Annotated in this window: 18 protein-coding genes and 2 tRNA genes; 16 read left to right on the plus strand and 4 right to left on the minus strand. The window is 45.6% G+C overall.

The features are described from left to right. Window positions 1-11: 11 nt before the first annotated feature. A complete protein-coding gene (gene mfd, locus ICN17_RS08260) occupies window positions 12-3,554 on the minus strand; it encodes a transcription-repair coupling factor (protein WP_216237012.1) in 3,543 nt (1,180 codons plus the stop codon). A gap of 23 nt (window positions 3,555-3,577) precedes the next feature. Here mfd and ispD point away from each other — a divergent pair, with 23 nt between their 5' ends. From ispD to ICN17_RS08305, 9 genes are all read left to right on the plus strand, one after another. Beyond that, window positions 3,578-4,330 (plus strand): 2-C-methyl-D-erythritol 4-phosphate cytidylyltransferase, encoded by a 753-nt coding sequence (gene ispD / locus ICN17_RS08265; RefSeq protein WP_216237013.1) that lies wholly within the window; start codon window positions 3,578-3,580, stop codon window positions 4,328-4,330. 9 nt (window positions 4,331-4,339) lie between these two features. Beyond that, window positions 4,340-4,843 carry a 2-C-methyl-D-erythritol 2,4-cyclodiphosphate synthase gene (ispF, locus tag ICN17_RS08270; RefSeq protein ID WP_216237014.1) on the plus strand — a complete coding sequence of 168 codons (504 nt, stop codon included), beginning with the start codon at window positions 4,340-4,342 and terminating at the stop codon, window positions 4,841-4,843. A gap of 79 nt (window positions 4,844-4,922) precedes the next feature. Further along, window positions 4,923-5,009 (plus strand) — tRNA-Leu (locus ICN17_RS08275). 56 nt (window positions 5,010-5,065) lie between these two features. After that, a complete protein-coding gene (gene tig, locus ICN17_RS08280) occupies window positions 5,066-6,403 on the plus strand; it encodes a trigger factor (protein WP_216237619.1) in 1,338 nt (445 codons plus the stop codon). A gap of 41 nt (window positions 6,404-6,444) precedes the next feature. After that, entirely contained in the window at window positions 6,445-7,074 is a 630-nt protein-coding gene (gene clpP / locus ICN17_RS08285) for an ATP-dependent Clp endopeptidase proteolytic subunit ClpP (RefSeq protein ID WP_087909958.1), read from the plus strand. A gap of 18 nt (window positions 7,075-7,092) precedes the next feature. Continuing rightward, on the plus strand, window positions 7,093-8,451 hold the full coding sequence (gene clpX / locus ICN17_RS08290; protein ID WP_216237015.1) for an ATP-dependent Clp protease ATP-binding subunit ClpX: 1,359 nt from the start codon (window positions 7,093-7,095) through the stop codon (window positions 8,449-8,451). 178 nt (window positions 8,452-8,629) lie between these two features. Then, on the plus strand, window positions 8,630-11,062 hold the full coding sequence (gene lon / locus ICN17_RS08295; RefSeq protein WP_216237016.1) for an endopeptidase La: 2,433 nt from the start codon (window positions 8,630-8,632) through the stop codon (window positions 11,060-11,062). Window positions 11,063-11,178: 116 nt separating this feature from the next. Further along, window positions 11,179-11,254: transfer RNA gene (locus ICN17_RS08300), tRNA-Val, on the plus strand. Window positions 11,255-11,354: 100 nt separating this feature from the next. Then, window positions 11,355-12,818: a peptidylprolyl isomerase gene (locus ICN17_RS08305; protein WP_216237017.1), complete on the plus strand. Its 1,464-nt coding sequence runs from the start codon at window positions 11,355-11,357 to the stop codon at window positions 12,816-12,818. 12 nt (window positions 12,819-12,830) lie between these two features. On the opposite strand, the gene ICN17_RS08310 is transcribed toward ICN17_RS08305, so the two are convergent. Next, window positions 12,831-13,493: an arylesterase gene (locus tag ICN17_RS08310; protein ID WP_216237018.1), complete on the minus strand. Its 663-nt coding sequence runs from the start codon at window positions 13,491-13,493 to the stop codon at window positions 12,831-12,833. A 50-nt stretch (window positions 13,494-13,543) separates the two neighbouring features. On the opposite strand from ICN17_RS08310, the gene ICN17_RS08315 reads away from it, so the two are divergent. The 3 genes from ICN17_RS08315 to ICN17_RS08325 are packed head-to-tail and all read left to right on the plus strand — an operon-like array spanning window position 13,544 to window position 19,052. Continuing rightward, window positions 13,544-14,218: an ABC transporter ATP-binding protein gene (locus ICN17_RS08315; protein WP_216237019.1), complete on the plus strand. Its 675-nt coding sequence runs from the start codon at window positions 13,544-13,546 to the stop codon at window positions 14,216-14,218. Window positions 14,219-14,239: 21 nt separating this feature from the next. Continuing rightward, window positions 14,240-18,277 (plus strand): phosphoribosylformylglycinamidine synthase, encoded by a 4,038-nt coding sequence (purL, locus tag ICN17_RS08320; protein WP_216237020.1) that lies wholly within the window; start codon window positions 14,240-14,242, stop codon window positions 18,275-18,277. Window positions 18,278-18,290: 13 nt separating this feature from the next. After that, on the plus strand, window positions 18,291-19,052 hold the full coding sequence (locus ICN17_RS08325; RefSeq protein WP_255538376.1) for a spermidine synthase: 762 nt from the start codon (window positions 18,291-18,293) through the stop codon (window positions 19,050-19,052). Between the two features lie 68 nt (window positions 19,053-19,120). On the opposite strand, the gene acnB is transcribed toward ICN17_RS08325, so the two are convergent. Further along, entirely contained in the window at window positions 19,121-21,706 is a 2,586-nt protein-coding gene (acnB, locus tag ICN17_RS08330; protein WP_216237021.1) for a bifunctional aconitate hydratase 2/2-methylisocitrate dehydratase, read from the minus strand. A 167-nt stretch (window positions 21,707-21,873) separates the two neighbouring features. Beyond that, window positions 21,874-22,062, minus strand: coding sequence for a superinfection immunity protein (locus tag ICN17_RS08335; RefSeq protein ID WP_216237022.1), 189 nt, complete (start codon window positions 22,060-22,062; stop codon window positions 21,874-21,876). Between the two features lie 123 nt (window positions 22,063-22,185). Here ICN17_RS08335 and ICN17_RS08340 point away from each other — a divergent pair, with 123 nt between their 5' ends. The 4 genes from ICN17_RS08340 to ftsB are packed head-to-tail and all read left to right on the plus strand — an operon-like array spanning window position 22,186 to window position 26,387. Next, window positions 22,186-23,847 (plus strand): CTP synthase, encoded by a 1,662-nt coding sequence (locus ICN17_RS08340; protein WP_216237023.1) that lies wholly within the window; start codon window positions 22,186-22,188, stop codon window positions 23,845-23,847. Window positions 23,848-23,856: 9 nt separating this feature from the next. Continuing rightward, window positions 23,857-24,720: a 3-deoxy-8-phosphooctulonate synthase gene (gene kdsA / locus ICN17_RS08345; RefSeq protein WP_216237024.1), complete on the plus strand. Its 864-nt coding sequence runs from the start codon at window positions 23,857-23,859 to the stop codon at window positions 24,718-24,720. Window positions 24,721-24,772: 52 nt separating this feature from the next. Next, complete coding sequence (gene eno, locus ICN17_RS08350; protein WP_216237025.1) at window positions 24,773-26,065, plus strand: phosphopyruvate hydratase; 1,293 nt, start codon at window positions 24,773-24,775, stop codon at window positions 26,063-26,065. A 16-nt stretch (window positions 26,066-26,081) separates the two neighbouring features. Further along, window positions 26,082-26,387, plus strand: coding sequence for a cell division protein FtsB (gene ftsB / locus ICN17_RS08355; protein WP_216237026.1), 306 nt, complete (start codon window positions 26,082-26,084; stop codon window positions 26,385-26,387). Window positions 26,388-26,390: the final 3 nt, after the last annotated feature.

Raw genomic sequence — 26,390 nt, forward strand, 5'->3', positions numbered from 1 at the left:
ATGCCGAATGATCAATTGGCTTTCGCTGGGCTTAGAACGGCAGACTCATTCAGGCGTCGTAATATTTGACGGATCGCATCCAATCGTTGCTCAAGCTTTTCAAATTCCCGATCCTTTTGGGGTAATACTTTGAGCTTATCCTGACCGTTGAGCTGAATATTCTTAGAGCTTTGAATCAATTGAATGATCTTCAAAGGGTCAATGGGTGGATTCGGTATAAATTGAATCTGAATAGACGCTGGCGTTGCATCAATTTTCTTGATGCCAAAGCCAGTCATTTCTAGGCGCAGGCGATGGGTTTCATAGAAAGACTTGGCTTGGTCTGGAAGATCTCCAAAGCGATCTACTAGCTCTTCCCTCAATCCCATGAGTTCTGAAAAGTCATTAGTACCGGCAAAGCGTTTATATAAAGAGAGCCGCTCATGCACATCAGGACAGTAGTCCTCAGGAAGTAGAGCAGGGACACCAAGATTAACGTCAGTAGTTGCTTGGAGTGGCGATAGTAAATCAGGTTCTTTTCCACTACGTAGTGCTTTTACAGCTCTATTAAGTATCTCTGTATAAAGTTGGAAACCGATTTCATGAATCTCACCAGACTGCTTATCGCCTAATACCTCTCCAGCCCCCCGGATCTCTAGATCATGCATCGCCAAATAAAAACCTGAGCCAAGCTCTTCCATGGCTTGGATTGCGTTGAGGCGTAATTGCGCTTGTTTGCTTAAGGCTTCCGGGTCTGGAACCAGTAAGTAAGCATAGGCCTGGTGATGGGAGCGGCCAACACGACCACGAAGTTGATGTAATTGCGCCAAACCAAATTTATCAGCGCGATGCATGATGATGGTGTTGGCGGTAGGTACGTCAATGCCTGTTTCGATAATGGTGGTGCATAACAAAATATTCGTTCTTTGCGTCACAAATTCACGCATGACGGATTCCAGCTCACGCTCATGCATTTGGCCATGAGCGACACTAATACTTGCTTCTGGAATTAATTCCTGTAACGCATGCTTACGGTTCTGAATGGTTTCAACTTCATTGTGTAAGAAGTAGACCTGTCCACCGCGTTTAATTTCTCGTAGAACTGCTTCACGAATCACGCCGTCACCTTCACGACGTACAAAGGTTTTAATAGCAAGGCGCTTCTGAGGCGCTGTAGCAATAATCGAGAACTCGCGCAAACCCTCCATCGCCATACCTAGTGTTCTTGGAATAGGTGTGGCTGTGAGAGTTAGGATATCAACCTCAGCGCGCAAGGCTTTCAGAGCATCTTTTTGACGCACGCCAAAGCGATGTTCCTCATCCACAATAACTAAACCAAGATTTGCAAATTGGGTCTCTTTGGAGAGAAGCTTGTGCGTACCAATAATGATGTCAGCCTCACCCTTGGCTATAGCTTCTAATGCCGCGTTAATCTCTTTCGTCGTTTTAAAACGGGAGAGTTCAACAATCCGCACTGGCCAATCTGCGAAACGATCCTTCCAGGTAGCCACGTGCTGCTCAGCGAGCAAGGTTGTAGGTGCCAGAATGGCTACTTGTTTACCGCCCATGACGGCAACAAAGCTAGCTCTTAGCGCCACCTCTGTTTTTCCAAAACCAACATCACCACAAACGAGGCGATCCATTGGTGTACCGCTAGTCATGTCACCAATAACTGCGGCAATCGCATTGGCTTGATCAGGCGTTTCTTCGAAGCCAAAGCTTTCAGCAAACGCAGCGTAATCATGTGCAGAAAACTCAAAGGCATGACCTTTACGAATCGCTCGGGCTGCATATAGTCCCAAAAGTTCAGCAGCAGTATCTCTAATTTGTTGAGCTGCTTTGCGCTTGGCTTTATCCCACTGCCCAGAACCAAGTTGATGTAGCGGCGCAGAATCAGGATCAGAGCCAGCGTAGCGAGTGACCATTTGCAATTGCTGAACTGGAACATATAAGGTGGCCTCACCAGCGTATTGAAGATGGAGAAACTCCTCAAAAATAGGCGCTTCTTTAGGTGGTGCTAAATTTAATAACACCAAGCCTTGATAGCGTCCAACACCATGTTCAGCATGCACTACAGGATCGCCAATCTTCAGCTCTGATAAATCCTTAAAGAGCATGTCAGGATCAGCGCTTTCGGATCCTTTACCTTTGCGTCGCTGTCTTGCAGTTGATGTAAATAACTCCGCCTCGGTAATGATGATGAGGTTCTGGACAGGCCAAGAGAAGCCATTAGAAAGTGGGGCGGTTGTGAATCCAAATAAAGACTCGCTTTTGATAAAGTCGGCAACCGAATCAAAGCCTTCAGGCTTTAATTGAAAGAGTGGCTTGCCATCGATGCCTGCAACAGAATTGCTTTCATCTAGCAACTGACGAATAGATTCTTTCCGTCCTGCGCTATCACTGCAGAGCAGGATTCGGACATGCTCTGTTGCTGCCAATTTACGTAAACGGCTGACTGGATCGGCATCTTTGCGATGAACAGCAATATCTGGTACTGGAATAAATTGCGCAGTCTCGGAGGTATCTTTTTCAAGAGCTAAACGAGCATGTGGTTTGACAGTCGCGAAAAATTCATCGACATCTAAAAATAATTCTTTAGGAGGAAGGATAGGTCGATCAAGATCATGCTTGAGAAATTCATAACGCGAGAGTGTGTCTTTCCAGAACCCCCGGATTGCGCCATCAATATCTCCGGTGCTAATAATCCAAACCGGATCACCCGATCTTGGGAAGTAATCAAACACACTGGATTGTTCTTCAAAGAACATTGGCAAATATGACTCTATTCCCGCACTAGGAATCCCTAAGTTCGCATCTTTATAGATGGAGCAACGGGTAGGGTCACCCTCAAAAACTTCGCGCCAGCGACCTCGGAAGGCTGTTCGGGCTTCATCATTGAAAGGAAATTCGTGTCCTGGAAGCAGGCGCACTTCTTTAACGGGGTAGAGGCTTCTCTGAGTGTCTGGATCAAAAGAACGAATCTGTTCGATTTCATCGCCAAATAGATCTAAGCGATAGGGTAGATTTGATCCCATCGGAAATAGATCAATGAGTCCCCCACGAATACTGTACTCACCTGGACGCATCACAGCGCTTACAGGGTCATAACCAGCCTGCTGCAGTTGTAGCTTTAGTGCAGCTTCATTGAGTTTGTCGCCCTGTCTAAAGAAAAAGGTATGCCCCGATAAGAAATTCGGCGGACCTAATCTTTGTAGCGCAGTAGTAACCGGAACTAAAACAATATCGCAGCTGCCATTGAGTAGTTCATAAAGGGTTGCTAAACGCTCAGATACTAAGTCCTGATGCGGAGAAAAATGATCGTAAGGAAGAATTTCCCAATCGGGTAAAAGGCGTGTTTTGAGTTGCGGTGCAAAAGCAGGGATTTCCTCTAACAGTCTTTGGGCTTCCTGTGCTTGTGCACAGAACAGCACCATGACTGAAAAATCCTTACGATAGCGGAGGGCGGTCTGGGCAATCAGGGCTGCATCAGCTGAGCCCACCAGCCCTGAAAAGGTAAAGCGCTGCCCAGCCCGCGGAGCGGGTATAGGGGGTGCTAGATTTAATGCATCAGACATCTAGGCTCATTATAGAATCAGGTATGAGCTTAGGAAATCAATCCACCAAGAAATGCCATGCGCTTTTGCCGACTGCGGGTAGCGGGTCTCGCTTGGGCGGTGATTTACCGAAGCAGTTCCAGCAATTAGCTGGTCGCCCCATGCTAGCTTATGCTATCGATGCTTTCATGCAATCTCCCCAGATTGAATCTATCTGGATTGGTGTTTCGCCTGGTTTTATTGATAACCCTATTCTGAAAAACCTGGCAAACGGTAGCAAGCCAATTCATTTCTTGCCTACTGGTGGACCAACTCGTCAAGAGACTGTTCGCAATACCTTGGCCGCACTACTCAAGTCTGGAATGCCGGCAGAAGATTGGGCCTTAGTTCACGATGCAGCAAGACCGGGTATTACGCCAGCGCTCATAGAAAAATTGATTACTTCGGTACAAGGTTCGAATATAGGTGGTTTATTGGCCGTCCGTTTGGCTGACACTTTGAAACAAGCAGATCTTGATTCTGTCATTGCCGGCAACATACCTCATGTTGAGAAAACCATTCCGCGTGAGCATTTATGGCAGGCTCAGACTCCACAAATGTTCGGCCTTAAGAGTTTGCATGCCGCCTTAGAGGATGCCATTCGCCTGGAGGCCAATGTCACGGATGAAGCAAGCGCTATGGAATTGGTTGGCGTGAAACCACTATTGATTGAAGGTGCTACACGAAACTTCAAGGTAACTCATCCTGCAGATTGGGAATTGATGCAACTGCTATTGAATCCAACAAGAGATACATAGAGAATCCATATGACACAAAGTAATGTTCATGTTCCGCAGTTCCGTATTGGTCAGGGCTATGACGTCCATGCTCTGGTAGCAGATCGCAAACTGATTCTTGGCGGCGTACATGTGCCATATGAAAAAGGTTTGTTAGGGCACTCTGATGCTGATGCATTACTGCATGCATTGACCGATGCTTTGCTGGGAGCGGCAGGGCTAAATGATATTGGGCAGTTATTCCCAGATACCGATCCAGAGTTCAAGGATATGGATAGCCGGATCTTGTTTCGCGCAGCCCTCCAAAAAGTTCAGGCTGCCGGCTTTCAGGTCGGAAATGTGGATGCAACCATCATTTGTCAAAAGCCTAAATTAGCGATATTTTTGCCAGAAATGGTCAGAAATATAGCTGCCGACCTCTTGGTTACCCCCAGCCATGTAAACCTCAAAGCTAAAACCAATGAATCCTTAGGTCACCTGGGAAGGGGTGAGGGCATTGCAGTACATGCTGTGGCATTGCTTTACAAGGCCTAAAGCTCCTCTAAAACCCCAAGCATTGTAGAATTACGGTCTTTAGAGTGAAGTTTAAGCTTGGCAGAGTTTGCGGATATTCGCGAGGATGGCGAAATTGGTAGACGCACCAGGTTTAGGTCCTGACGCCAGAAATGGTGTGGGGGTTCGAGTCCCCCTCCTCGCACCACAAGATTACTACTTGGCTTGGACTTCACATATCCTGATTTCAATTAAGAGACGAGAATAGCTGTGCAGATAGAAAATTTAGGTTCGTTAGACCGCAAGATGACTTTGGAATTCGCTCGTGCCGATTTGGCTAAAGCACGTGAAGCCCGTTTGGCTAAAGTTGGTAAGACCATGAAAATGGCTGGCTTTCGTCCAGGCAAGGTGCCCAAGAATCTCGTTGAGAAGCAGCACGGTATGCAAGTCGATTTTGAATTGCAATTTGATAAAGCCGTCGAACTTTTTTATGAGCAAGCAAAAAAAGAGAGCATCGCTTTAGCTGGTCAACCACGTCTTGAGCCAAAGAGTGAATTAGATGCTGACAAAATTGTCTTCGATGCATTCTTTGAGGTATTGCCAGAAGTCAAGATCGGTGATTTTTCAAATGCTGAAGTTACTAAGTACGTAACAGAGATTGGCGACGCCGAAATTGATCGTGCTATTGATGTCCTCCGTAAACAGCAGGTTCACTACCATCCACGCGGAGAAGCTGGTGCGCATGGCGACGGCGGCACCAATACAGCAGCCCAAACTGGCGACCAGGTTGTGATTGACTTTGTTGGCAAAATTGATGGTGTTGAGTTTGCAGGCGGTAAAGCTGATAACTTTGAATACGTTCTGGGCGAAGGTCGCATGTTGCCTGAATTCGAAGCTGCAACTTTAGGTCTCAAGCCGGGCGAAAGTAAATCTTTCCCTTTAAGTTTCCCAGCTGACTATCACGGTAAAGATGTTGCCGGCAAAACTGCTGAGTTCACTATTACAGTCAAATCAGTGAATTGGGCCCACTTACCAGCAGTAGATGATGCGTTTGCCTTGTCTATGGGCGTTACAGAGGGTGGTGTTGAAAAAATGCGCGCTGATGTAAAAGAAAATTTAGATCGCGAAGTAAAGCGCCGCATCACTTCTTTGCTAAAAAATGAAGTGATGGAAAAGCTGAATACTTTGTGCGAACTGGATGTGCCTAAGTCCTTAGTGTCTTCAGAGCAAGAGCGTCTCGTTGAAGGTGCTCGTCAAGACTTAATGCAGCGTGGCGTACCGAATGCTAAAGATGCACCTATTCCTGGAGAAATATTTGCTGAGCAAGCGCTCAAGCGTGTTCGTCTTGGTTTGATTCTGAGCGAATTGGTTAAAAAGCATAACTTGGCTGCTACTGCCGATCAAATCAAAGCTGAAATCGATGAACAAGCTGCTACCTATGAAGATCCAAAAGAGGTTGTTCGTTGGTTCTATAGCAATCCAAGCCGCTTAAAAGATATCGAGAACCTGGTACTTGAAGATAATGTGATCAAACATTTCACATCACTTGCCAAAGTTAGCGATAAAGCGATAAGCTTTGAAGAGCTAAGCAAACTACACTAAGTTAGAGAAGCTATCAATTTACTTAAAGAGGGCCGCCGTAAATGAACCAAAACCATTCTCAGTCTGAAAACTTAGAACCTCAAGCTCTAGGTTTGGTTCCAATGGTGATAGAAACCTCCGGTAGAGGTGAGCGTGCTTATGATATTTACTCCCGTCTATTAAGAGAGCGCGTTGTTTTCTTGGTAGGCGAGGTAAACGATCAAACTGCCAACCTCGTTATTGCGCAACTATTATTTTTAGAGAGCGAGAATCCAGATAAAGAGATTTCTCTCTATATCAATTCCCCTGGCGGTTCAGTGTCTGCAGGCCTTGCTATTTACGACACCATGCAATTTATCAAGCCACACGTAAGCACTTTGTGCATGGGTATGGCGGCTAGCATGGGTGCATTCTTGTTATGTGCTGGTGAAAAAGGTAAGCGCTATGCTTTGCCAAATTCTCGCGTCATGATTCATCAACCATTAGGTGGAGCACGTGGCCAAGCATCCGATATTGAGATTCAGGCCCGTGAAATTCTGTATTTGCGCGAACGTTTAAATAAGATTTTGTCCGACCGTACTGGTCAGTCAATTGAGACCATCGCTAAAGATACCGATCGTGATAACTTTATGTCAGCAGAGCAGGCTCGTGACTACGGCTTGATCGATAAAGTCATTGAGAAGCGCCCCTAATACTTCATTGAGCCTATTTTGAGCGATACAACTACCAGCACAACAGATAAAGTTTTACATTGTTCCTTCTGCGGCAAAAGCCAACATGAGGTCAAGAAATTAATTGCTGGCCCATCCGTCTTTATTTGCGATGAGTGTATTGATCTTTGTACAGACATTATTCAAGAAGAGATTGCCAAGCTTCCAAAGGAAGAGGGCGATGATTCTTTACCAACGCCTCATCAGATCAGAGAAAACCTCGATCAATACGTAATCGGCCAAGACCATGCCAAAAAGACTTTGGCAGTAGCTGTTTACAACCATTACAAGCGCCTGCAATATCTTCCTAAGCCAAAAAAAGAGAAGCTTGATAAGGACGGCAAGCCTGTTGAGGCAGCAGATAAAAAAGAATCTAAATTACCAGCCAAGGCGATAGTAGATGGTGTTGAGTTGGCAAAGAGCAATATTTTGCTGATTGGCCCAACAGGTTCAGGTAAAACGCTTTTAGCTCAAACATTAGCGCGTATGCTCGATGTTCCATTTGTGATGGCTGATGCAACGACCTTGACTGAAGCAGGTTATGTCGGTGAAGACGTTGAAAACATCATTCAAAAGTTATTGCAAGCCTGCGACTACAACGTTGAAAAGGCGCAACGCGGTATTGTTTATATCGATGAGATTGATAAGATCTCACGCAAGTCGGATAACCCCTCCATTACTCGAGATGTTTCAGGTGAAGGTGTTCAACAGGCCTTATTAAAGCTCGTTGAGGGCACCATGGCTTCCGTACCACCCCAAGGTGGCCGTAAGCATCCCAATCAAGACTTCTTGCAAGTTGATACAACCAATATCTTGTTTATTTGCGGCGGTGCTTTTGATGGCCTTGAAAAAGTGATTCAACAGCGAACAGCTAAGACTGGTATTGGATTTAATGCGACGGTCCCAGGTAAAGATGATCGAGGTGTAAGTGATTTGTTAGTTGAGGTTGAGCCTGAGGACTTAATCAAATTTGGCCTCATCCCAGAATTAATTGGCCGTCTACCCGTAGTTGCCACATTGGCTCAGTTAGATGAAGAAGCATTGATTCAAATTCTGACGGAGCCTAAGAATGCCCTCGTGAAGCAATATCAAGCATTGCTCACCATGGAAGGCTCAGAGCTTGAAGTACGTCTTGAGGCGCTATCGGCAATCGCTAAGAAGGCGATCGCTCGTAAAACAGGTGCCCGTGGCCTTAGATCGATTCTAGAAGGCTCTTTAATGGATGTTATGTATGACCTACCTTCGCTGAAGAATGTACAAAAGGTAGTTATCGACGAATCGAGCATTGCAGAGGGTGGAAAGCCCTTATTGGTCTACAAACAAGATCCTGAACAAGTAGATTTAAGCAAAAAAGCTTAATTTCTTAGGGTTTTCGCTATTTTTGGGGCATTTTCCCCCCTTTTTTACACTTTTTCCTCTTGAATTTTCAAAAAAGCCGCCCATATAGGTAGTATGCTACTGATGAATATTGTCTGTATTTAGTGGTTCACTACTTTTAGAGACTTTTGAGGTTTGATTACTTTGGAGGATTTGCCCTATGCCTGGCCACTTATTACTACCCTCTGAACCGATTCAACTACCTTTACTCCCTTTGCGGGATGTAGTTGTCTTCCCTCATATGGTGATCCCCTTGTTTGTGGGTCGCCCTAAATCCATTAAGGCCTTAGAGGCTGCAATGGAGACCGGTAAAAACGTACTCTTAGTAGCGCAAAAAACTGCTGCTAAAGATGAACCTGTCATTGAAGATCTGTATGAGGTTGGTTGCATTGCCAACATCTTGCAAATGCTCAAGCTTCCTGATGGCACCGTCAAGGTTTTAGTGGAAGGTGTGCAGCGTGCCGAAGTAAGTCAAATTGAAGACAGCTTCGGCTACTTCAATTGTGAGGCTACACCAACAGCAATTGATGCGATCGATGCGCATGAAACCGAGGCTTTGCGTCGCGCCATCATGGCTCAGTTTGATCAGTACGTAAAGCTGAATAAAAAAGTTCCACAAGAAATATTGTCTTCGCTCGGTGGTATTGATGATCCGAGCCGTTTGGCCGATACCATCTGCGCTCATTTACCAGTCAAGCTTGAACAGAAGCAGCGTTTGCTGGAGATGACCGATGTAGTGCAGCGTTTAGAGAGCCTCTTGGCTGATCTCGAAAGTGAGATTGATATCTTGCAAGTAGAAAAACGTATCCGTGGACGTGTTAAACGTCAAATGGAAAAGAGTCAGCGCGAGTACTACCTCAATGAGCAAGTAAAAGCAATTCAAAAAGAATTGGGTGAAGGTGAAGAGGGCGCTGATCTTGAGGAACTCGAGAAGCGCATCAAAGCCGCTCGGATGCCAAAAGAGGCTTTGAAAAAAGCGGAGTCTGAACTCAAAAAACTAAAGTTAATGTCGCCAATGTCTGCTGAGGCTACGGTGATTCGTAACTTCATCGATACTTTAGTGAATCTTCCTTGGAAGAAAAAAACCAAGATCAATAACGACCTCACCAATGCTGAAAAAGTGTTGGACGAAGACCACTATGGCCTCGATAAGGTTAAAGAGCGTATTTTGGAGTACCTCGCAGTTCAACAGCGTGTTGATCGTGTTAAGGCCCCCATTCTTTGTCTAGTAGGCCCTCCTGGGGTTGGTAAGACTTCTCTAGGTCAATCGATTGCTCGCGCTACCAATCGGAAGTTTGTCCGCATGGCATTAGGTGGCGTACGTGATGAGTCTGAGATTCGGGGTCATCGCCGTACCTATATCGGCTCTATGCCCGGTAAGATTTTGACAAGCCTCACCAAGGTTGGAGTACGCAATCCTTTATTCCTCTTGGATGAAGTAGATAAGATGGGCATGGATTTCCGTGGAGATCCTGCGAGTGCCTTGCTCGAGGTTTTAGATCCAGAACAAAACCATACCTTCCAAGATCATTATGTTGAAGTTGACTTTGATCTTTCGGATGTGATGTTCGTTGCAACCTCTAACTCTCTGAATATTCCGGGCCCTTTATTGGATCGCCTAGAAATCATTCGCTTGGCTGGTTACACAGAAGATGAAAAAACCAGTATTGCAGTGAGCTATCTCATTCCAAAGCAAATTAAAAATAATGGCTTGAAAAAAGATGAGCTCAAGATCGAAGAAAGCGCAGTGCGAAACATAATTCGTTACTACACTCGCGAAGCAGGCGTGCGCTCTCTGGAAAGAGAAATCAGCAAGATCTGCCGTAAGGTGGTGAAGTTGTTGTTGCTCAAGAAGGAGGCTGCCCCTGTGGTGGTGAACGCTGATAACCTTGATAAATTCTTATCGGTACGGATGTTTGATTTTGGTCTTGCAGGCAAAGAGAATCAGGTAGGCCAGGTAACTGGTTTAGCCTGGACTGAGGTTGGCGGTGACCTCTTAACAATTGAAGCTGCAGTCATGCCTGGTAAGGGTGTCATTACTCGTACAGGTTCGATTGGCGATGTAATGAAAGAGTCCGTTGAGGCTGCTCGCACCGTAGTTCGCTCAAGATCAAAACGTCTTGGCATTACTGATGAGGCGTTTGAGAAGAAAGATATTCACATTCACTTTCCAGATGGCGCCACTCCAAAAGATGGCCCATCAGCTGGTATTGCTATTACTACCGCTTTGGTTTCTGTGTTCACAGGAATTCCAATTCGTTCAGATGTAGCAATGACTGGTGAGATTACTTTGCGCGGCGAAGTGTTGCCAATTGGCGGCTTAAAAGAAAAGCTTTTGGCAGCTCATCGCGGTGGTATCAAGCTGGCTTTGATACCAGAAGAAAACGTGAAAGACTTGATCGATATTCCAGATAACGTCAAAAATGCAATTGAGATTGTTCCTGTGCGCTGGATTGATAAGGTCTTGGAACTTGCATTGGAGCGCATGCCCGAAGCTTTACCTGAGCCAACGCCTGAAGAACTGGCTAAAAAGGCGTCTGAGGCAAGTAAGGCTAGTGAAAAAGTCTCCTCAGGAGAGATTCTCAAGCATTAAATGAGCATTAAACGAGAGAGAGTTTCCATCCTCTTTGCCCATCCACCTGGGGCTGACTGGATGGAAAACACCCGTATTTTGGGCACTTAGGTTACAATTCCACCTGTAATATTTTGGGGCGCTTAGCTCAGTTGGTAGAGCGTCTGCCTTACACGCAGAATGTCGGGAGTTCGAGCCTCTCAGCGCCCACCAAAGTTTACTTCTGATAGCCTGTTCTGGGCAGCACAAACATTCAACTTGATCAGCCTAGTAAACTAGCCTCATTCTTATTCTTTACTGGCGAAAATTCTCCATGTTTGATACCGTACGTAAACACCAAAAATTAATGCAGTTTGCACTGATGCTGGTGATCGTTCCGTCCTTTGCTTTTTTCGGAATCGCAAGTTATTCAGATTTTTTGGATAAAGAAACCGACCTTATGAAGGTTGCTGGCAGACCGATTACTGCGCAAGAGGTTGATAACGCAGCAAAGCGTCAAGCAGAGCGGGTAGGTGGCAACTTACAGATTGCACAAAGCCTTCAATTTAGACAGGCGATTTTGAATGAATTATTACAGCAGCGTATTCTCGGATTTGCAGTAAGTGACTTACGTCTGCAAGTAGGCAAAGAGGCTTTGATTAAGAGTTTGCAAAACATCCCACAAATCCGTGCCCTCTATAAACCAGATGGTAGCTTTGACGACGCACGCTTCAAGCAACTATTAGCCAACAACGGCCTGAATGAAGAGCAGTTCTATGCCAGCCAGGCATTTGATTTGAAAATTAGTCAGCTAGTAAATTCAGTTGCTCGTACAGAATTGTCTAGCCCAAAGCTTTCTGAAATTATTTCTACTCTTTATGAGACAGAACGCCAGGTACAGGCCTTACCGTTTGATGCCAAGAATTACTTAGCTAAAGTAAATCCGTCACAAGAAGAATTACAGGCCTTCTATAACGCCAATGCGAAGTTATTCGAAAGTCCAGAATTCATTGATATCGAATATATCGTTCTTAAGGCAGACCCTAAAGAGGATGCCAAAGTCTTTAGCGAAAAAGCTGACCAATTTGCGAACCTAACCTATGACCAGTCTGATAGCTTGAAGCCTGCCGCCGATAAGTTAAAGCTGAGCATCCAAAGTCAAAAGGGTGTCACTCGCTCTGGCCCAAGCGGCATATCAAGAGACCATCCTCTGGCCAACCCAAAGGTGGTTCAATCACTTTTTGGTGATGAGGCTGTAAAAAATAAACGCAATATTGAGGCAGTCCAAACCTCACCTGGAGTTTTTGTCTCTGCGCGAGTAGTGGTTTTTCATCCCGCACAAACATTACCGTTTAAAGATGTTGCGGTAGAGGTAAAGCGTCAGGTAAGTCAACGCGCAGCAGAAAAATTGGCTGTTTCAGCTGCTGCAGAGCGTTATGCAGAACTTCAAAAAGATCCAAAGAATGCATCTGGTTTTGGGAGTGCATTTTGGGTGTCCCGTAATAAACCTACAAACCTTGTTGGCAGTGCCTTAGATGATGTGATGTCCGTTAATCCAGATCAATTGCCTGCTTATGTATCAGTCAATACACCAGGTGCTGGCGTTACTTTATATCGGGTTGATCAAATTCGGCAGCCAACTGCTGTAGATGCAAAGGTGCATAAAGCTCAGTCACAGCAAATTCAAGCCCTGGCAGCCCAGTCTGAGTTTGCAGGCTTTATGACCTATTGGCGCGATAGTGCAAAAGTAAAAACCATTAATCCTTTGAAGCCACCTTCAACAGGCGCTGGTAGCTAATTGATGTAATACTTATTTCTGTATATTGAGTATTGACTGATATGGGGCCATAGCGCCCCATACGTTTTTGAAGAGTATGGCCTGAGCTTTTTCATTTGGATGAATATTATCTGTTTGAAAAAGTGCCGGATTACTTGCTACCCCAGACATAAAAAATGGCACTAACTCAATACCTTCTTGAATAGCAAGTTTTGGATATAGCTCTTTAAATTTCTTTGTATAGTCTTGGCCATAGTTGGGTGGGATTTGTATTCCAAAGAGCAACACTTTCGCCCCTATTTTTTTGCTTAGCTGAATCATCTTGCGCAAGTTCTTTTCAGTCTCATCAATCGATAAGCCTCGTAATGCATCATTGGCACCCAGTTCAAGGAATACGATACGGGGCTTTTTTTGCTCCAATAAACTGGGTAGTCGCGTCAGACCGCCAGCACTAGTTTCTCCGCTAATGCTGGCATTGAAGACGATCCATGGACTACCCTGTGTTTGCAGGTGCGACTCTAGGAGTTTTACCCAACCTGAACCTCTGGTAATGCCATATTCAGCTGAAAGACTGTCGCCCATGACCAAAATGATTGGATTTGACCTTGCGGAGGTAACAAAAGAAATTAACAGGCAAAATAAGCCTATTGCAATTACTTTTGTTGAGATGAAAGTTGATGGTTTATTTTGATTCATCTATTCGGTCGTTTTAGTGCCATGACAGCTATTGATCAGTCTGCGTCTTTATGAGTCCATTAGAAAAAGTCCTAAGCGCTCATCACCTGGGTAAGTCTGTCCAATCGAGTGATGGCACCTTAACCATTTTGCACGACATTTGCTTTGAGATCTCTAATGGGGAAAGTGTCGCTATCACCGGTAGTTCTGGCTCCGGTAAGAGTACTTTATTGGGTCTTTTGGCGGGTTTGGATCTCCCGAGTGAGGGCAATGTGACGCTCATGGGGAAAGACCTTAATTCACTTGATGAAGATGGCAGGGCCAAACTGAGAGGTTTGCAGGTTGGCTTTGTATTCCAGTCGTTTCAATTGTTGCCTCATTTAACTGCGCTGGAAAACGTCATGCTTCCTGCGGAGCTCGCAGCTATGGACAGCCCAAAAGCAAATGCGAAGTCATGGCTCGAACGTGTGGGTTTAGCCGAGCGCTTTGACCATTTCTCTAAAACGCTCTCTGGTGGGGAGCAACAGCGGGTAGCTTTGGCTAGAGCTTTTATTACTAAACCAGCCATTTTATTTGCGGATGAGCCTACTGGGAGCCTTGATGAGGCCAGTGGCAATAGGGTAATTGAGCTCCTTTTTGAGCTGAATCAAGCGAATCAATCCACTCTTATTCTGGTAACCCACGATGGAGCCTTGGCCAGCAGGTGCCAGCGCCAATTGCACCTGCAAGGCGGACGCTTGGTGTAGGCAAAACCTTATAATCTAGGGATGTCTTTTTTCCACTTTTTGCCCGGCGCCGACGCGCTTTCCTCCTTCCGCCAACAGCGTCTTTTAGCATCTCTAGTAGCGCAAGGTATCGAGCTAGACTCTATTGAGGCGCAATATCTGCACTTCATTTGGTCTGATTTAGCAATAAGCCCCAAAGAGGAGGAGCTGCTCGCTAGCCTTTTGACCTACGGTCAACCGTTTCATTCCAAAATTCATCAAGGCAAATCTTGGTTTTCTAAGAATTCAGGTTCTGGCCAAGGTGCCGTTGTTATTCCACGTCTTGGAACAGTATCTCCATGGGCCAGTAAGGCAACTGATATTGCGCGTCAATGTGGATTGAATGTTTTACGTATCGAGCGTGGCATACAGTTTGCATGGAAGGCTAAAAAATCATTAAGCCCAGCACTAGAGCAGCTAGCTCTAGCTGCAATTCATGATCGGATGACTGAAACTGTTATTCAATCGGTAGATGATGCAAATGCCTTGTATCAAACCCTTGAAGATCGTCCTCTGAGCCGGATCCTAGTTCTAGAGCAGGGTAGGAGTGCTTTAGATAAAGCCAATCAGGATCTAGGTTTGGCTCTTTCTGATGATGAAGTAGATTATTTAACTGAAAATTTCATTCGTCTTAAACGGAACCCCAGTGATGTAGAGCTGATCATGTTTGCGCAGGCAAATAGTGAACATTGCCGCCACAAGATTTTCAATTCAAGCTGGACTATCGATGGCGATGATCAAGAGCGTTCATTGTTTGCAATGATCCGCAATACCCATCAGCTACAACCGAATGGAACCATCGTCGCCTATTCTGATAACTCCGCCGTGATGGCTGGTTGCGAATCAGAGACTTGGGTTCCTCAAGGCGCTGATCATCGTTATACAAAAGATACTCGTCTGGTCCATACCTTAATGAAGGTAGAAACTCATAATCATCCAACCGCAATAGCACCATTCCCAGGGGCATCTACAGGCGCTGGTGGCGAGCTTCGTGATGAGGGCGCTACTGGAGTAGGCGGCCGTCCTAAAGCAGGCTTAACGGGTTTCTCGGTCTCCAATCTCAATATCCCAGGCACCGATCTCCCTTGGGAAAGTGAAAAGTATGGCAAGCCTGAGCGTATAGCTACACCGTTGCAGATCATGATCGATGGTCCTTTAGGTGGAGCAGCATTTAATAATGAGTTCGGTCGTCCAATTTTGGGTGGTTATTTCCGAGTATTTGAGCAAACTCTCGATGGCACGCGTCGCGGTTATCACAAGCCCATCATGATTGCGGGCGGCATTGGTAGTATCGACTCCATTCATACTCAAAAGAAGGCGATTCAGGCTGGTCACCTATTGATTCAATTGGGCGGTCCTGGCATGCGCATTGGTATGGGTGGCGCAACAGGCAGTTCTGTTGCCACAGGCACCAATACTGCAGATTTAGATTTTGATTCAGTGCAACGCGGTAATCCAGAAATGGAACGTCGTGCTCAAGAAGTGATCAATGCTTGTAGAGCCATGGGTACAAACAACCCAATTATCTCCATACATGATGTTGGCGCTGGCGGTCTATCAAACGCATTCCCTGAGCTAGCAGATGGTGCAGGTCTGGGTGCTAAATTCAAATTACGTAGTGTGCCGCTTGAAGAGAGCGGCATGAGCCCCGCTGAAATCTGGTGTAACGAATCTCAAGAGCGCTACGTGTTGGCGATAGAAGCAAAGGATTTAGATTTATTTAAATCTCTTTGTGCGCGTGAGCGCTGCCCATTTGCGGTGGTTGGAGAAGCCACGACTGAGCGTCAATTGCAGCTAAGTGATTCAAAACAAGATGATGGCGCTGATGCTGCAATGCCAATTGATATGCCAATGGAAGTATTGCTTGGCAAGCCTCCACGCATGCATCGCGATGTCCAGCGAGTAGCCCAAGAGTTTAATGAACTTAATGTGACAGATGTAGACCTTGCCCAGTCAGTTGCTTGGGTATTGCAACAACCTACGGTTGCAAGTAAATCATTTTTAATCACTATTGGCGATAGAACTGTTGGCGGCTTAAATGCTCGTGATCAATTTGTTGGGCCATGGCAAGTACCGGTAGCAGACTGCGCCGTTACCTTAATGGACTACAAAGGCTATCGTGGCGAAGTGATGAGCATGGGAGAAAGAACCCCAGTTGCAGTCATTGATGCACCAGCTGCTGCTCGAATGGCTGTAGGTGAAGCAATTACCAATCTATTGGCTGCCGACATTCGCTCTTTGGATGATGTGAAGTTGTCCGCAAACTGGATGGCAGCTTGTGGTGCTCCAGGTGAAGACGCAAAACTGTATGACTCTGTCAAGGCAGTGGGCATGGAGTTATGTCCTGCTCTTGGTATTTCAATCCCCGTGGGTAAAGATTCCTTATCGATGGCAACGGCCTGGCAAGATGGCGTTGAGGCAAAGCAAGTTGTTGCCCCTGTTTCATTGATTATTTCAGCATTTGCTTCCGTACAGGACGTACGTAAAACACTGACTCCTCAATTGAAGCTTAAAGAGAGTAATGGATCAGCGCTTGATACTGAGTTGATTTTGATTGATCTTGGTCGCGGCAAAAACCGTATGGCAGGTAGTATTCTTGCCCAGGTTTTAGGACAATCCGGTAAAGAAGCGCCGAATCTAGATCATCCAGAGGATTTAAAGAATTTAGCTGTAGCCATTATTGAGCTTCGCAAACAGAATCAGCTGCTGGCTTACCACGATCGCTCCGATGGTGGTTTATTAGCCTGTATTGCTGAGATGGCATTTGCCTCTCATTGTGGAGTCTCTATTAACGTTGACATGATTGCTGTTGATGCTGGTCAGGAGCCTGACCATGGCGATGCTAAGAACTGGGCACAGCAAGTCTCCGGCCGCCGTCATGAACAAACCATGCGTGCTTTATTTAATGAAGAGCTTGGCGCAGTAATTCAGGTTCGCAGGGAGGATCGAGATGCTGTATTTTCGGTACTCCGTAAATTGGGTTTAAGTGCATTTAGTCATACCATCGGCAAACCAAATACCAATGGCCGCATTGAAGTGTGGCGCGACGCTAAGAATATCTTTGCAGAACCGCGCGAAGTTTTACAAAAGATGTGGACCAATACCAGCTATCAAATTGCTCGCCTGCGAGATAACCCAGCATGTGCCGATAGTGAGTTTGCTCTTTTAGATAATCTCTCCGACACAGGAATATCCCCTAAGCTGACATTTGATGCTGCAGAAGATATTGCTGCTCCATTTATTCAGAAGAATGCACGTCCTAAAGTGGCGATCTTGCGTGAGCAGGGTGTTAACTCCCACGTAGAAATGGCCTATGCCGTTCACTGGGCTGGATTTGATAGTTACGACGTTCATATGTCGGATCTATTAAGCGGTAAAGCAAGGCTAGATGATTTCCGTGGATTAATTGCTTGCGGTGGCTTTAGTTATGGTGACGTACTTGGTGCTGGTGAGGGTTGGGCGAAGACAATTCTCTTTAATCAGCAGTTACGGGATCAATTCTCAAGCTTCTTCACTCGTCAAGATAGTTTCGCCCTAGGTGTTTGTAATGGTTGCCAGATGATGAGCAATCTTTCTGGAATTATTCCTGGTGCACAGGATTGGCCCAAATTTACCCGTAATCAATCTGAGCAATATGAAGCGCGGTTAGTCATGGCAGAAGTTCTTGCTTCGCCTTCGATCTTTACGCAAGGCATGGAAGGTAGTCAATTGCCGATTACCATAGCTCATGGTGAAGGTTTCGCCAACTTTAGTCAGCAAGGCAACTTAGTAAATCTGCAGAAGCAAGGCTTAGCCTCCTTACGCTTTGTCGACCACCAGGGTAATCCAACCGAGACTTATCCATTAAATCCCAATGGATCGCCTGGCGGTCTTACAGGGGTAACCACTCCAGATGGCCGTTTTACAGTCATGATGCCGCATCCTGAGCGTGTCTTCAGGGCTGTCCAAATGAGCTGGTGTCCACCTGAGTGGTTAGATACACCAGACGGCGCAAGCCCATGGTTGCGTTTATTCCGCAATGCGCGCCAATGGGCCAAGTAATTCCTAAGCAAATATGTTGATGGAGCCGGTAACTTTTTCTGAAAGTGGTGGCATCCGCTACTTGCATTTTGGTACTGAGCTGATTCAAGGGGCAATGCACATTCGCGATCCGAATGAGATTTATCTCGAGTACAACCAGCAAATGATGGCTTGGCTATTATTTCTTGAAACCAAGCCGGGCATGCGGGTTGCACAGTTGGGTCTGGGTACCGGGGCTCTGACTAAGTTCACACATCTTCATTGTCCAGCGGTGAAATCAACTGTGGTTGAACTCAATCCTGCAGTGATTGTCTCTGCAAGAAGCATGTTTTCCATGCCAGATGATGATCGTCGACTGGAAACCATTCAAACTGATGCAAAAGTATTTGTGAAGAACTCAAAATACAAGAGTAGTTTTGATGCGGTCCAAGTAGATTTATATGATGCCATTTGTGACGGTCCATCTGCCAGCTCTTTGGAGTTTTATAAAGGTTGCCACAACATCTTAAAGGCTCCAGGAGTGCTGACCGTGAACCTCTTCTCACGTCATAAGAGTTTTGATATCAATCTCAAAAATATCTGTGAAGCTTTTGATAATCGCGTACTCTTATTTCCAGAATCACATGATTGCAATGTGGTTGCAATTGCCTTTAAGGGCCCAAAATTAGAGGCTGAATGGCGCGATGTTTCTGCCCGTGCCAAGTTAATCAAAGAAAAAACAGATTTGCCAACCCAAAAATGGGTTTCGGGCATTAGTCGCGAAAATGCTCGCCAGGAGTCTAAGCTTTCTATTTAACCGTATACGGATCAGAAAAAAGGCGATCAAACGATCGCCTTTTTATTTGCAGCCTGTAAATTTCTCATTTAAACAGTCACAGTATCTGCAACATCACTAAATGACTTCAGTTTGTCAAAGCTCATGTATCTGTATACATCGCCAGCCTTAGCATCTAGTGCCTTCACTTGCTCTAAATACTCAGCTGGAGTAGGCAGGCGCCCCAAGAGGGCGGCAACAGAGGCCAATTCAGCAGAAGCTAAATACACTCGAGTATCGATGCCTAAGCGGTTAGGGAAGTTACGTGTAGAGGTTGATACGGCCGTAGAGCCTTTACGGATCTGCGCTTGATTACCCATGCAGAGTGAACAGCCTGGGCTTTCCATGCGTGCGCCAGCTGCACCCAACATACCGTAGTAGCCTTCTTCCATCAACACCATCGCATCCATCTTGGTTGGAGGAGCTACCCATAAACGGGTTGGCATATCTTTCTTGCCTTGCAAGACTTGACCGGCTGCGCGGAAGTGTCCAATGTTGGTCATGCAGGAGCCAATAAAGACTTCATCAATCTTGTCGCCAGCAACCTCAGACAATACTTTTACATCATCTGGATCATTAGGGCATGCAAGGATTGGCTCTTTGATTTCATCAATATTGATTTCGATGATCTCTGCATAGTCAGCATTTGCATCAGGTTGCAGCAATTGCGGGTTTGCAATCCAAGCTTCCATGGCTTTGATGCGACGGCCAAGAGTACGCTTGTCTTCATAGCCATTTGCAATCATCCACTTCATCAAAGTGATATTAGATTGCATGTACTCAATAATCGGCTCTTTGTTCAAATGAACAGTGCAACCACCGGCAGAGCGTTCAGCAGAAGCATCTGATAATTCAAATGCTTGTTCAACCTTCAGGTCAGGCAGACCTTCGATTTCTAGAATGCGGCCAGAGAAAATATTTTTCTTGCCTTGCTTCTCAACAGTCAATAATCCTTTTTTGATTGCATATAAAGGAATGGCGTTGACCAGGTCACGCAAGGTGATACCAGGCTGCATCTTTCCTTTGAAACGAACTAAAACAGACTCCGGCATATCCAAAGGCATAACACCAGTCGCTGCGGCAAAAGCAACCAAGCCGGAGCCAGCAGGGAAGGAAATGCCGATTGGGAAGCGGGTGTGGCTATCGCCACCGGTACCGCAGGTATCAGGAAGCAGCAAACGGTTTAACCAGCTATGAATCACACCATCACCCGGACGCAATGCAACACCACCTCGATTGGTCATGAATGGTGGTAGCTCGTGTTGAGTGCGAATATCTACTGGCTTTGGATAAGCGGAGGTATGGCAGAAAGATTGCATCACTAAATCGGAAGAGAAGCCTAAGCAAGCTAAATCTTTCAATTCGTCACGCGTCATAGGACCAGTTGTATCTTGGGAGCCAACAGTAGTCATATGTGGTTCGCAGTAGGTGCCAGGACGTATGCCTTGTCCTTCTGGTAAACCACATGCACGTCCAACCATCTTTTGGGCCAGGCTGAAACCTTTTTTATTATCAGGCGGGCTTACTGGGAGACGGAATTCTGTTGAAGCAGGCAAGCCTAATGCTGCACGGGCTTTTGCGGTTAAACCTCGCCCTACTATCAATGGGATACGACCGCCAGCACGCACTTCATCCAAAATTACTGGTGATTTGAGTGAGAATGCAGCAATCTCTTTGCCGTTTTTAAATGCTTTACCTTCATATGGACGCAACTCAATCTCATCGCCCATATTCATCTGAGATACATCTAGTTCAATTGGTAGCGCACCAGAATCTTCCATAGTATTAAAGAAGATTGGAGCAATATTGCCACCAAGACAAACGCCACCAAAGCGCTTGTTTGGTACGAATGGGATATCTTGACCAGTCCACCAGAGAACAGAGTTGGTAGCAGATTTACGTGATGAGCCTGTGCCAACAACATCACCAACGTAGGCAATTTGATTGCCCTTTTTCTGGAGAGCAGCGATTTGCTTCATTGGGCCACGAACACCAGATTCATCAGGTTCGATACCAGCACGTGGGTTCTTCAGCATGATCGTTGCATGTAACGGAATATCTGGGCGGCTCCACGCATCAGGGGCAGGAGACAAGTCATCTGTATTCGTCTCACCAGTCACTTTAAATACTGTGAGCTTCATGCTTTCTGGAACTGCAGGGCGGCTAGTAAACCAGTCTGCATCGGCCCAGCTTTTCATTACAGCTTTTGCATTTGCATTCCCTTTTTCAGCTAACTCAAGCACATCATTGAAATAATCAAACATCAAGAGTGTTTTCTTGAGAGCTTCAGCAGCAACAGTCCCACATTCAGCATCACTTAATAATTCAACCAAAGGTTTAATGTTGTAGCCACCAAGCATGGTGCCCAATAGTTCGGTAGCTTTTACGCGCGAAATCAGCGGTGATTTTTCTGTGCCTTTTGCAACTGCATCCAGAAATTCTGCCTTTACCTTGGCGGCTTCATCGACGCCAGCAGGGACACGATTCGTAATGAGTTCTACAAGCTCAGCCTCTTTACCTGATGGTGGATTTTTTAATAACTTCACCAGTTCAGCAGTCTGATCCTTAGTTAATGGGAGGGCAGGTATACCAAGGGCTGCGCGTTCAGCAACATGGGCGTTGTAGGCTTCTAACATTGTGTTTCCTATGAGGTAAATGTGATCAATAGAAAGACTAAACAGGAATTCTCTCCCGAATCAGGTCATTATAGTTGCAATTTTAAGTCTTATATAAGAGTTTAAACCCTAAAAAATCAGCCAATAGAAATGCAATTACGGCTCTAATTAAGGCTTTTTAGACCAAATTAGAGGATTTGCTCTTCCTTTAGGGCCCAAACTAAGGCTACGACCCAGCCAATAAGTGACCATCCCAAAAAGAGGTTTAAGGCAAAAATAGCGCCTGAATTAGCCCGTTTTCTATTAAATGCAATCGCAAAGGGTAAGAAATAAAAGAGGGATAAAAGACTGATGAGAACGGCAAATAGGAGGCGCATAGGGGTGGCTTGAGGTCAAAAATAATGAGATTTGAGCAATATTCTCAATATATAAGCAATTTTGAAAGTTCCTTAAATTTTATGGCTATCGTTATAATTACTTTTTCCAACAGAGCTTAAGCGATGACCAAATACGTTTTTGTCACTGGTGGTGTGGTTTCTTCTTTAGGGAAAGGAATCGCAGCTGCCTCGCTTGCCGCGATTCTTGAATCCCGCGGCCTGAAAGTCACCCTCCTAAAATTAGACCCCTATATCAACGTTGACCCGGGCACGATGAGCCCACTTCAGCACGGTGAAGTTTTCGTAACTGAGGATGGAGCTGAAACGGATTTAGATTTAGGTCACTATGAGCGCTTTGTATCAGCGAAGATGCGCAAGAGCAATAACTTCACCACTGGCCAGATTTATGAATCAGTGATTAGTAAAGAGCGTCGTGGTGAGTATTTAGGTAAAACGGTTCAAGTGATTCCCCACATTACCAATGAAATTCAGGCATTTGTAGAGCGGGGTGCTAAAGCAAGTCACGATGGCAAAGCAGATATCGCCATTTGTGAGATCGGTGGAACCGTTGGTGATATCGAGTCGCTACCATTTCTAGAGGCTGCAAGGCAGATGAGCTTGCGCCTGCCGCTGCATAGCTGCGCCTTTGTCCATTTGACCTTGGTGCCTTATATCCATAGTGCTGGCGAGTTAAAAACAAAGCCAACCCAACACTCTGTTCAGAAGTTGCGTGAGATTGGCATCATGCCAACAGTATTGTTATGCCGCGCTGATCGCCCAATTCCGGAAGATGAACGCGCTAAGATTTCTTTATTCTCCAATGTCCGAGAAGAAGCTGTTATTTCTGTTTGGGATGTGGATACGATCTATAAGATTCCAGAAATGCTGCATGCGCAAGGCATGGATGATTTGATTTGCCGAGAGCTAGAGATCAACGCTAAGCCAGCTGATCTTTCGGTATGGGCTAATTTAGTTTATGAAATGGCTAATCCTCAACACGAAGTTACCATTGGTATGGTTGGTAAGTATGTTGAGTTGACTGAGTCTTATAAGTCGCTGATTGAAGCGCTGCGTCATGCGGGTATTCACACGCATACCAAGGTGAATATCAACTACATTGATTCTGAAGTCATTGAGAAGGATGGTATTGATTGTTTGAGAAAGTTAGATGCTATTTTGGTCCCAGGCGGCTTTGGAAAGCGCGGAACTGAAGGTAAGATTTCTGCGATCCGTTACGCTCGCGAAAACGGTATTCCATACTTAGGAATCTGTCTTGGCATGCAGTTAGCGGTTATTGAGTTTGCACGCCACGTAGCTAACATTTCAAAAGCAAACAGTACCGAGTTTGATCCTCAGTCTGAAAATCCAGTTGTGGCCCTGATTACCGAGTGGATGGATGGAGAAGGGCGTGTTGAAAAGCGTAGCAATGATTCTGACCTTGGTGGCACAATGCGCCTTGGTTCACAGCGCTGCCCAGTGAAGACGGGTACTTTAGCCCATCGAATTTACGGTGCAGAAGTTAATGAACGCCATCGCCATCGCTATGAGGTAAACAATACCTACGTTCCAAAACTCGAGGAATCTGGCTTAATTATTTCTGCCAGAACACCTAATGAGTCTTTGCCGGAGATGATGGAGTTACCTGACTCAATGCATCCTTGGTTCTTTGGCGTTCAGTTCCACCCAGAATTTACCTCAACACCGCGTGATGGCCACCCCTTGTTCTCTGCGTTTATCAGTGCGGCTCTGGTGCATCAGAACGCTGCATTAAAGCAAGTTGCTTAAGGGGGTACTATGAGCACATTCAAGCTATGCGGTTTCGATGTAGGCCTAGACAAGCGTTTTTTCTTAATCGCAGGAACTTGCGTGATTGAATCTGAGCAGTCTGCTATTGATGTTGCAAGTCAGTTAAAAGAAATTACCAGCGCATTACAAATACCGTTTATCTACAAGTCTTCATTTGATAAAGCCAACCGCTCATCTGGAAATTCATTTCGTGGTTTAGGAATGGATAAGGGGCTGGAGATACTGGCTAAGGTTAAAAAGGAAGTGGGTGTCCCAATTTTGACTGATGTGCATGACATCAGCGAAATCGAGGCCGTATCCAAAGTAGTTGATGTGATTCAAACGCCAGCCTTCTTATGCAGACAAACTGATTTCATCCGTGCATGCGCTCAAAGCGGTAAGCCTGTAAATTTCAAGAAGGGTCAGTTCTTATCGCCACATGAGATGCTTAATGTCATTGAAAAGGCACGAGTAGCAGCTAAGGAAGTCAATCTTCCAGATCAATTTATGGTTTGTGAGCGTGGCGCTTCATTTGGCTATAACAACCTAGTTTCTGATATGCGTAGTCTAGCAATATTGCGTGAAGCACATGCACCAGTTGTTTTTGATGCTACGCATTCTGTTCAATTACCTGGTGGCCAAGGTACTGCGAGTGGCGGCCAGAGAGAGTTTGTACCAGTTCTGGCTCGTGCGGCAGTAGCAGTTGGTATTAGCGGCCTGTTTATGGAAACCCATCCGGACCCATCTAAAGCCTTATCTGACGGTCCTAATGCGGTTCCCTTGCATCACATGAAAGAGTTGCTGGAATCACTAGTAGAGATTGATTCAGTAGTTAAATCTAGCGGCCCATTTTTAGAAAATAGCTTTAAATAAATTGCAGCAGATTTATTAATCCCAATTTCATATTGCTTTAAGGAGAAGGTGCATGAGCGCCATTGTTGACATCATCGGTAGAGAAGTATTGGATTCACGCGGTAACCCAACGGTAGAGTGCGATGTATTACTCGAATCCGGTGTAATGGGTCGCGCAGCGGTTCCATCTGGCGCCTCGACAGGTTCACGTGAGGCGATCGAATTGCGCGATGGCGATAAGTCTCGTTACTTAGGTAAGGGCGTCCTTAATGCAGTACAAAATATCAATGTTGAGATTGCAGAAACCGTACTTGGTTTGGATGCGTCTGAGCAAGCTTTCTTAGACCGTACCCTCATTGAGCTCGATGGCACACACAATAAGGCACGCTTGGGTGCAAATGCGACCTTAGCAGTTTCTATGGCGGTTGCTAGAGCAGCTGCTGAGGAGGCTGGTTTGCCTTTGTATCGTTATTTTGGCGGCTCAGGCGGAATGCAATTGCCGGTACCGATGATGAATATTGTGAATGGCGGTGCGCATGCCAATAATAGTTTAGATATTCAAGAGTTTATGGTGATGCCAGTTGGCGCTGAAAACTTCCGAGATGCTTTGCGTTGTGGCGCTGAAATTTTCCATGAACTCAAGAAGATCCTTGGCGCTCAAGGAATGCCAACGACTGTAGGGGATGAGGGCGGCTTTGCTCCAAACTTTAAGAGCAATCATGAGTGCTTGCAAACTATTATGAAGGCGATTGAAGGTGCCGGCTACCAAGCTGGTGAAGATGTTCTCTTGGCGCTGGATTGCGCAGCTAGTGAATTCTACAAAGATGGCAAATACCATCTCTCCGGAGAAGGTTTGCAACTGACCTCTAGCGAGTTCTCTGATTACCTTGGTAACTTAGCCGATCAATTCCCAATCGTATCCATTGAGGATGGTATGCATGAGAGTGATTGGGATGGCTGGGCTGATATTACGAAGAAGCTTGGCAAGAAAATCCAGCTTGTTGGAGATGATCTATTTGTTACCAATACTCGCATCCTTAAAGAAGGAATTGAGAAAGGTATTGCCAACTCTATTTTGATCAAGATTAATCAGATCGGTACCCTGACAGAAACATTTGCAGCAATTGAGATGGCAAAGCGTGCTAACTACACTGCAGTGATTTCTCATCGTTCTGGTGAAACTGAAGACAGCACAATTGCCGATATTGCTGTTGGTACTAACGCAGGCCAGATCAAGACTGGCTCTTTATCCCGTTCTGATCGTATTGCTAAATACAACCAACTCTTGCGCATTGAGGAAGACTTGGGTGATGTAGCTACATACCCAGGTAAGTCTGTTTTCTATAATTTAAAACGCGAAGCTTAAAAAAGATTTATCTCTTATGCGGATAGTTATCTACTCGATGCTGGTTTTGCTTATAGCAATCCAGTACCCACTTTGGTTGGGTAAGGGTGGATGGCTCAAAGTGTATGAGATGGAAAAACAGGTAGAGCTACAGGAAGCTAAAAATAGTCTCCTGGCTCTTCGCAATGCAAAATTAGCTGGTGATGTTAAAGACTTGAAAGATGGAACGCGCGCGATTGAAGAGCGGGCTAGAGCAGAACACGGCTTCATTAAAGAGGGTGAGTTTTTTGTGCAAATCTTGCCAGTCGATAAATCTGCTGCATCTACAGAAATTAAGCAATAATTT

The sequence above is a fragment of the Polynucleobacter sp. 73C-SIWE genome (genome assembly GCF_018882465.1).
Taxonomy (GTDB): domain Bacteria; phylum Pseudomonadota; class Gammaproteobacteria; order Burkholderiales; family Burkholderiaceae; genus Polynucleobacter.

Excerpts from the sequence above, each read along its gene's own strand:
- mfd (WP_216237012.1), bottom strand. The coding sequence starts at position 3,554 with ATGTCTGATGCATTAAATCTAGCACCCCCTATACCCGCTCCGCGGGCT.
- ispD (WP_216237013.1), top strand. The coding sequence starts at position 3,578 with ATGAGCTTAGGAAATCAATCCACCAAGAAATGCCATGCGCTTTTGCCG.
- ispF (WP_216237014.1), top strand. The coding sequence starts at position 4,340 with ATGACACAAAGTAATGTTCATGTTCCGCAGTTCCGTATTGGTCAGGGC.
- clpP (WP_087909958.1), top strand. The coding sequence starts at position 6,445 with ATGAACCAAAACCATTCTCAGTCTGAAAACTTAGAACCTCAAGCTCTA.
- lon (WP_216237016.1), top strand. The coding sequence starts at position 8,630 with ATGCCTGGCCACTTATTACTACCCTCTGAACCGATTCAACTACCTTTA.
- ICN17_RS08305 (WP_216237017.1), top strand. The coding sequence starts at position 11,355 with ATGTTTGATACCGTACGTAAACACCAAAAATTAATGCAGTTTGCACTG.
- ICN17_RS08310 (WP_216237018.1), bottom strand. The coding sequence starts at position 13,493 with ATGAATCAAAATAAACCATCAACTTTCATCTCAACAAAAGTAATTGCA.
- ICN17_RS08315 (WP_216237019.1), top strand. The coding sequence starts at position 13,544 with ATGAGTCCATTAGAAAAAGTCCTAAGCGCTCATCACCTGGGTAAGTCT.
- purL (WP_216237020.1), top strand. The coding sequence starts at position 14,240 with ATGTCTTTTTTCCACTTTTTGCCCGGCGCCGACGCGCTTTCCTCCTTC.
- ICN17_RS08325 (WP_255538376.1), top strand. The coding sequence starts at position 18,291 with ATGTTGATGGAGCCGGTAACTTTTTCTGAAAGTGGTGGCATCCGCTAC.
- acnB (WP_216237021.1), bottom strand. The coding sequence starts at position 21,706 with ATGTTAGAAGCCTACAACGCCCATGTTGCTGAACGCGCAGCCCTTGGT.
- ICN17_RS08335 (WP_216237022.1), bottom strand. The coding sequence starts at position 22,062 with ATGCGCCTCCTATTTGCCGTTCTCATCAGTCTTTTATCCCTCTTTTAT.
- ICN17_RS08340 (WP_216237023.1), top strand. The coding sequence starts at position 22,186 with ATGACCAAATACGTTTTTGTCACTGGTGGTGTGGTTTCTTCTTTAGGG.
- kdsA (WP_216237024.1), top strand. The coding sequence starts at position 23,857 with ATGAGCACATTCAAGCTATGCGGTTTCGATGTAGGCCTAGACAAGCGT.
- eno (WP_216237025.1), top strand. The coding sequence starts at position 24,773 with ATGAGCGCCATTGTTGACATCATCGGTAGAGAAGTATTGGATTCACGC.
- ftsB (WP_216237026.1), top strand. The coding sequence starts at position 26,082 with ATGCGGATAGTTATCTACTCGATGCTGGTTTTGCTTATAGCAATCCAG.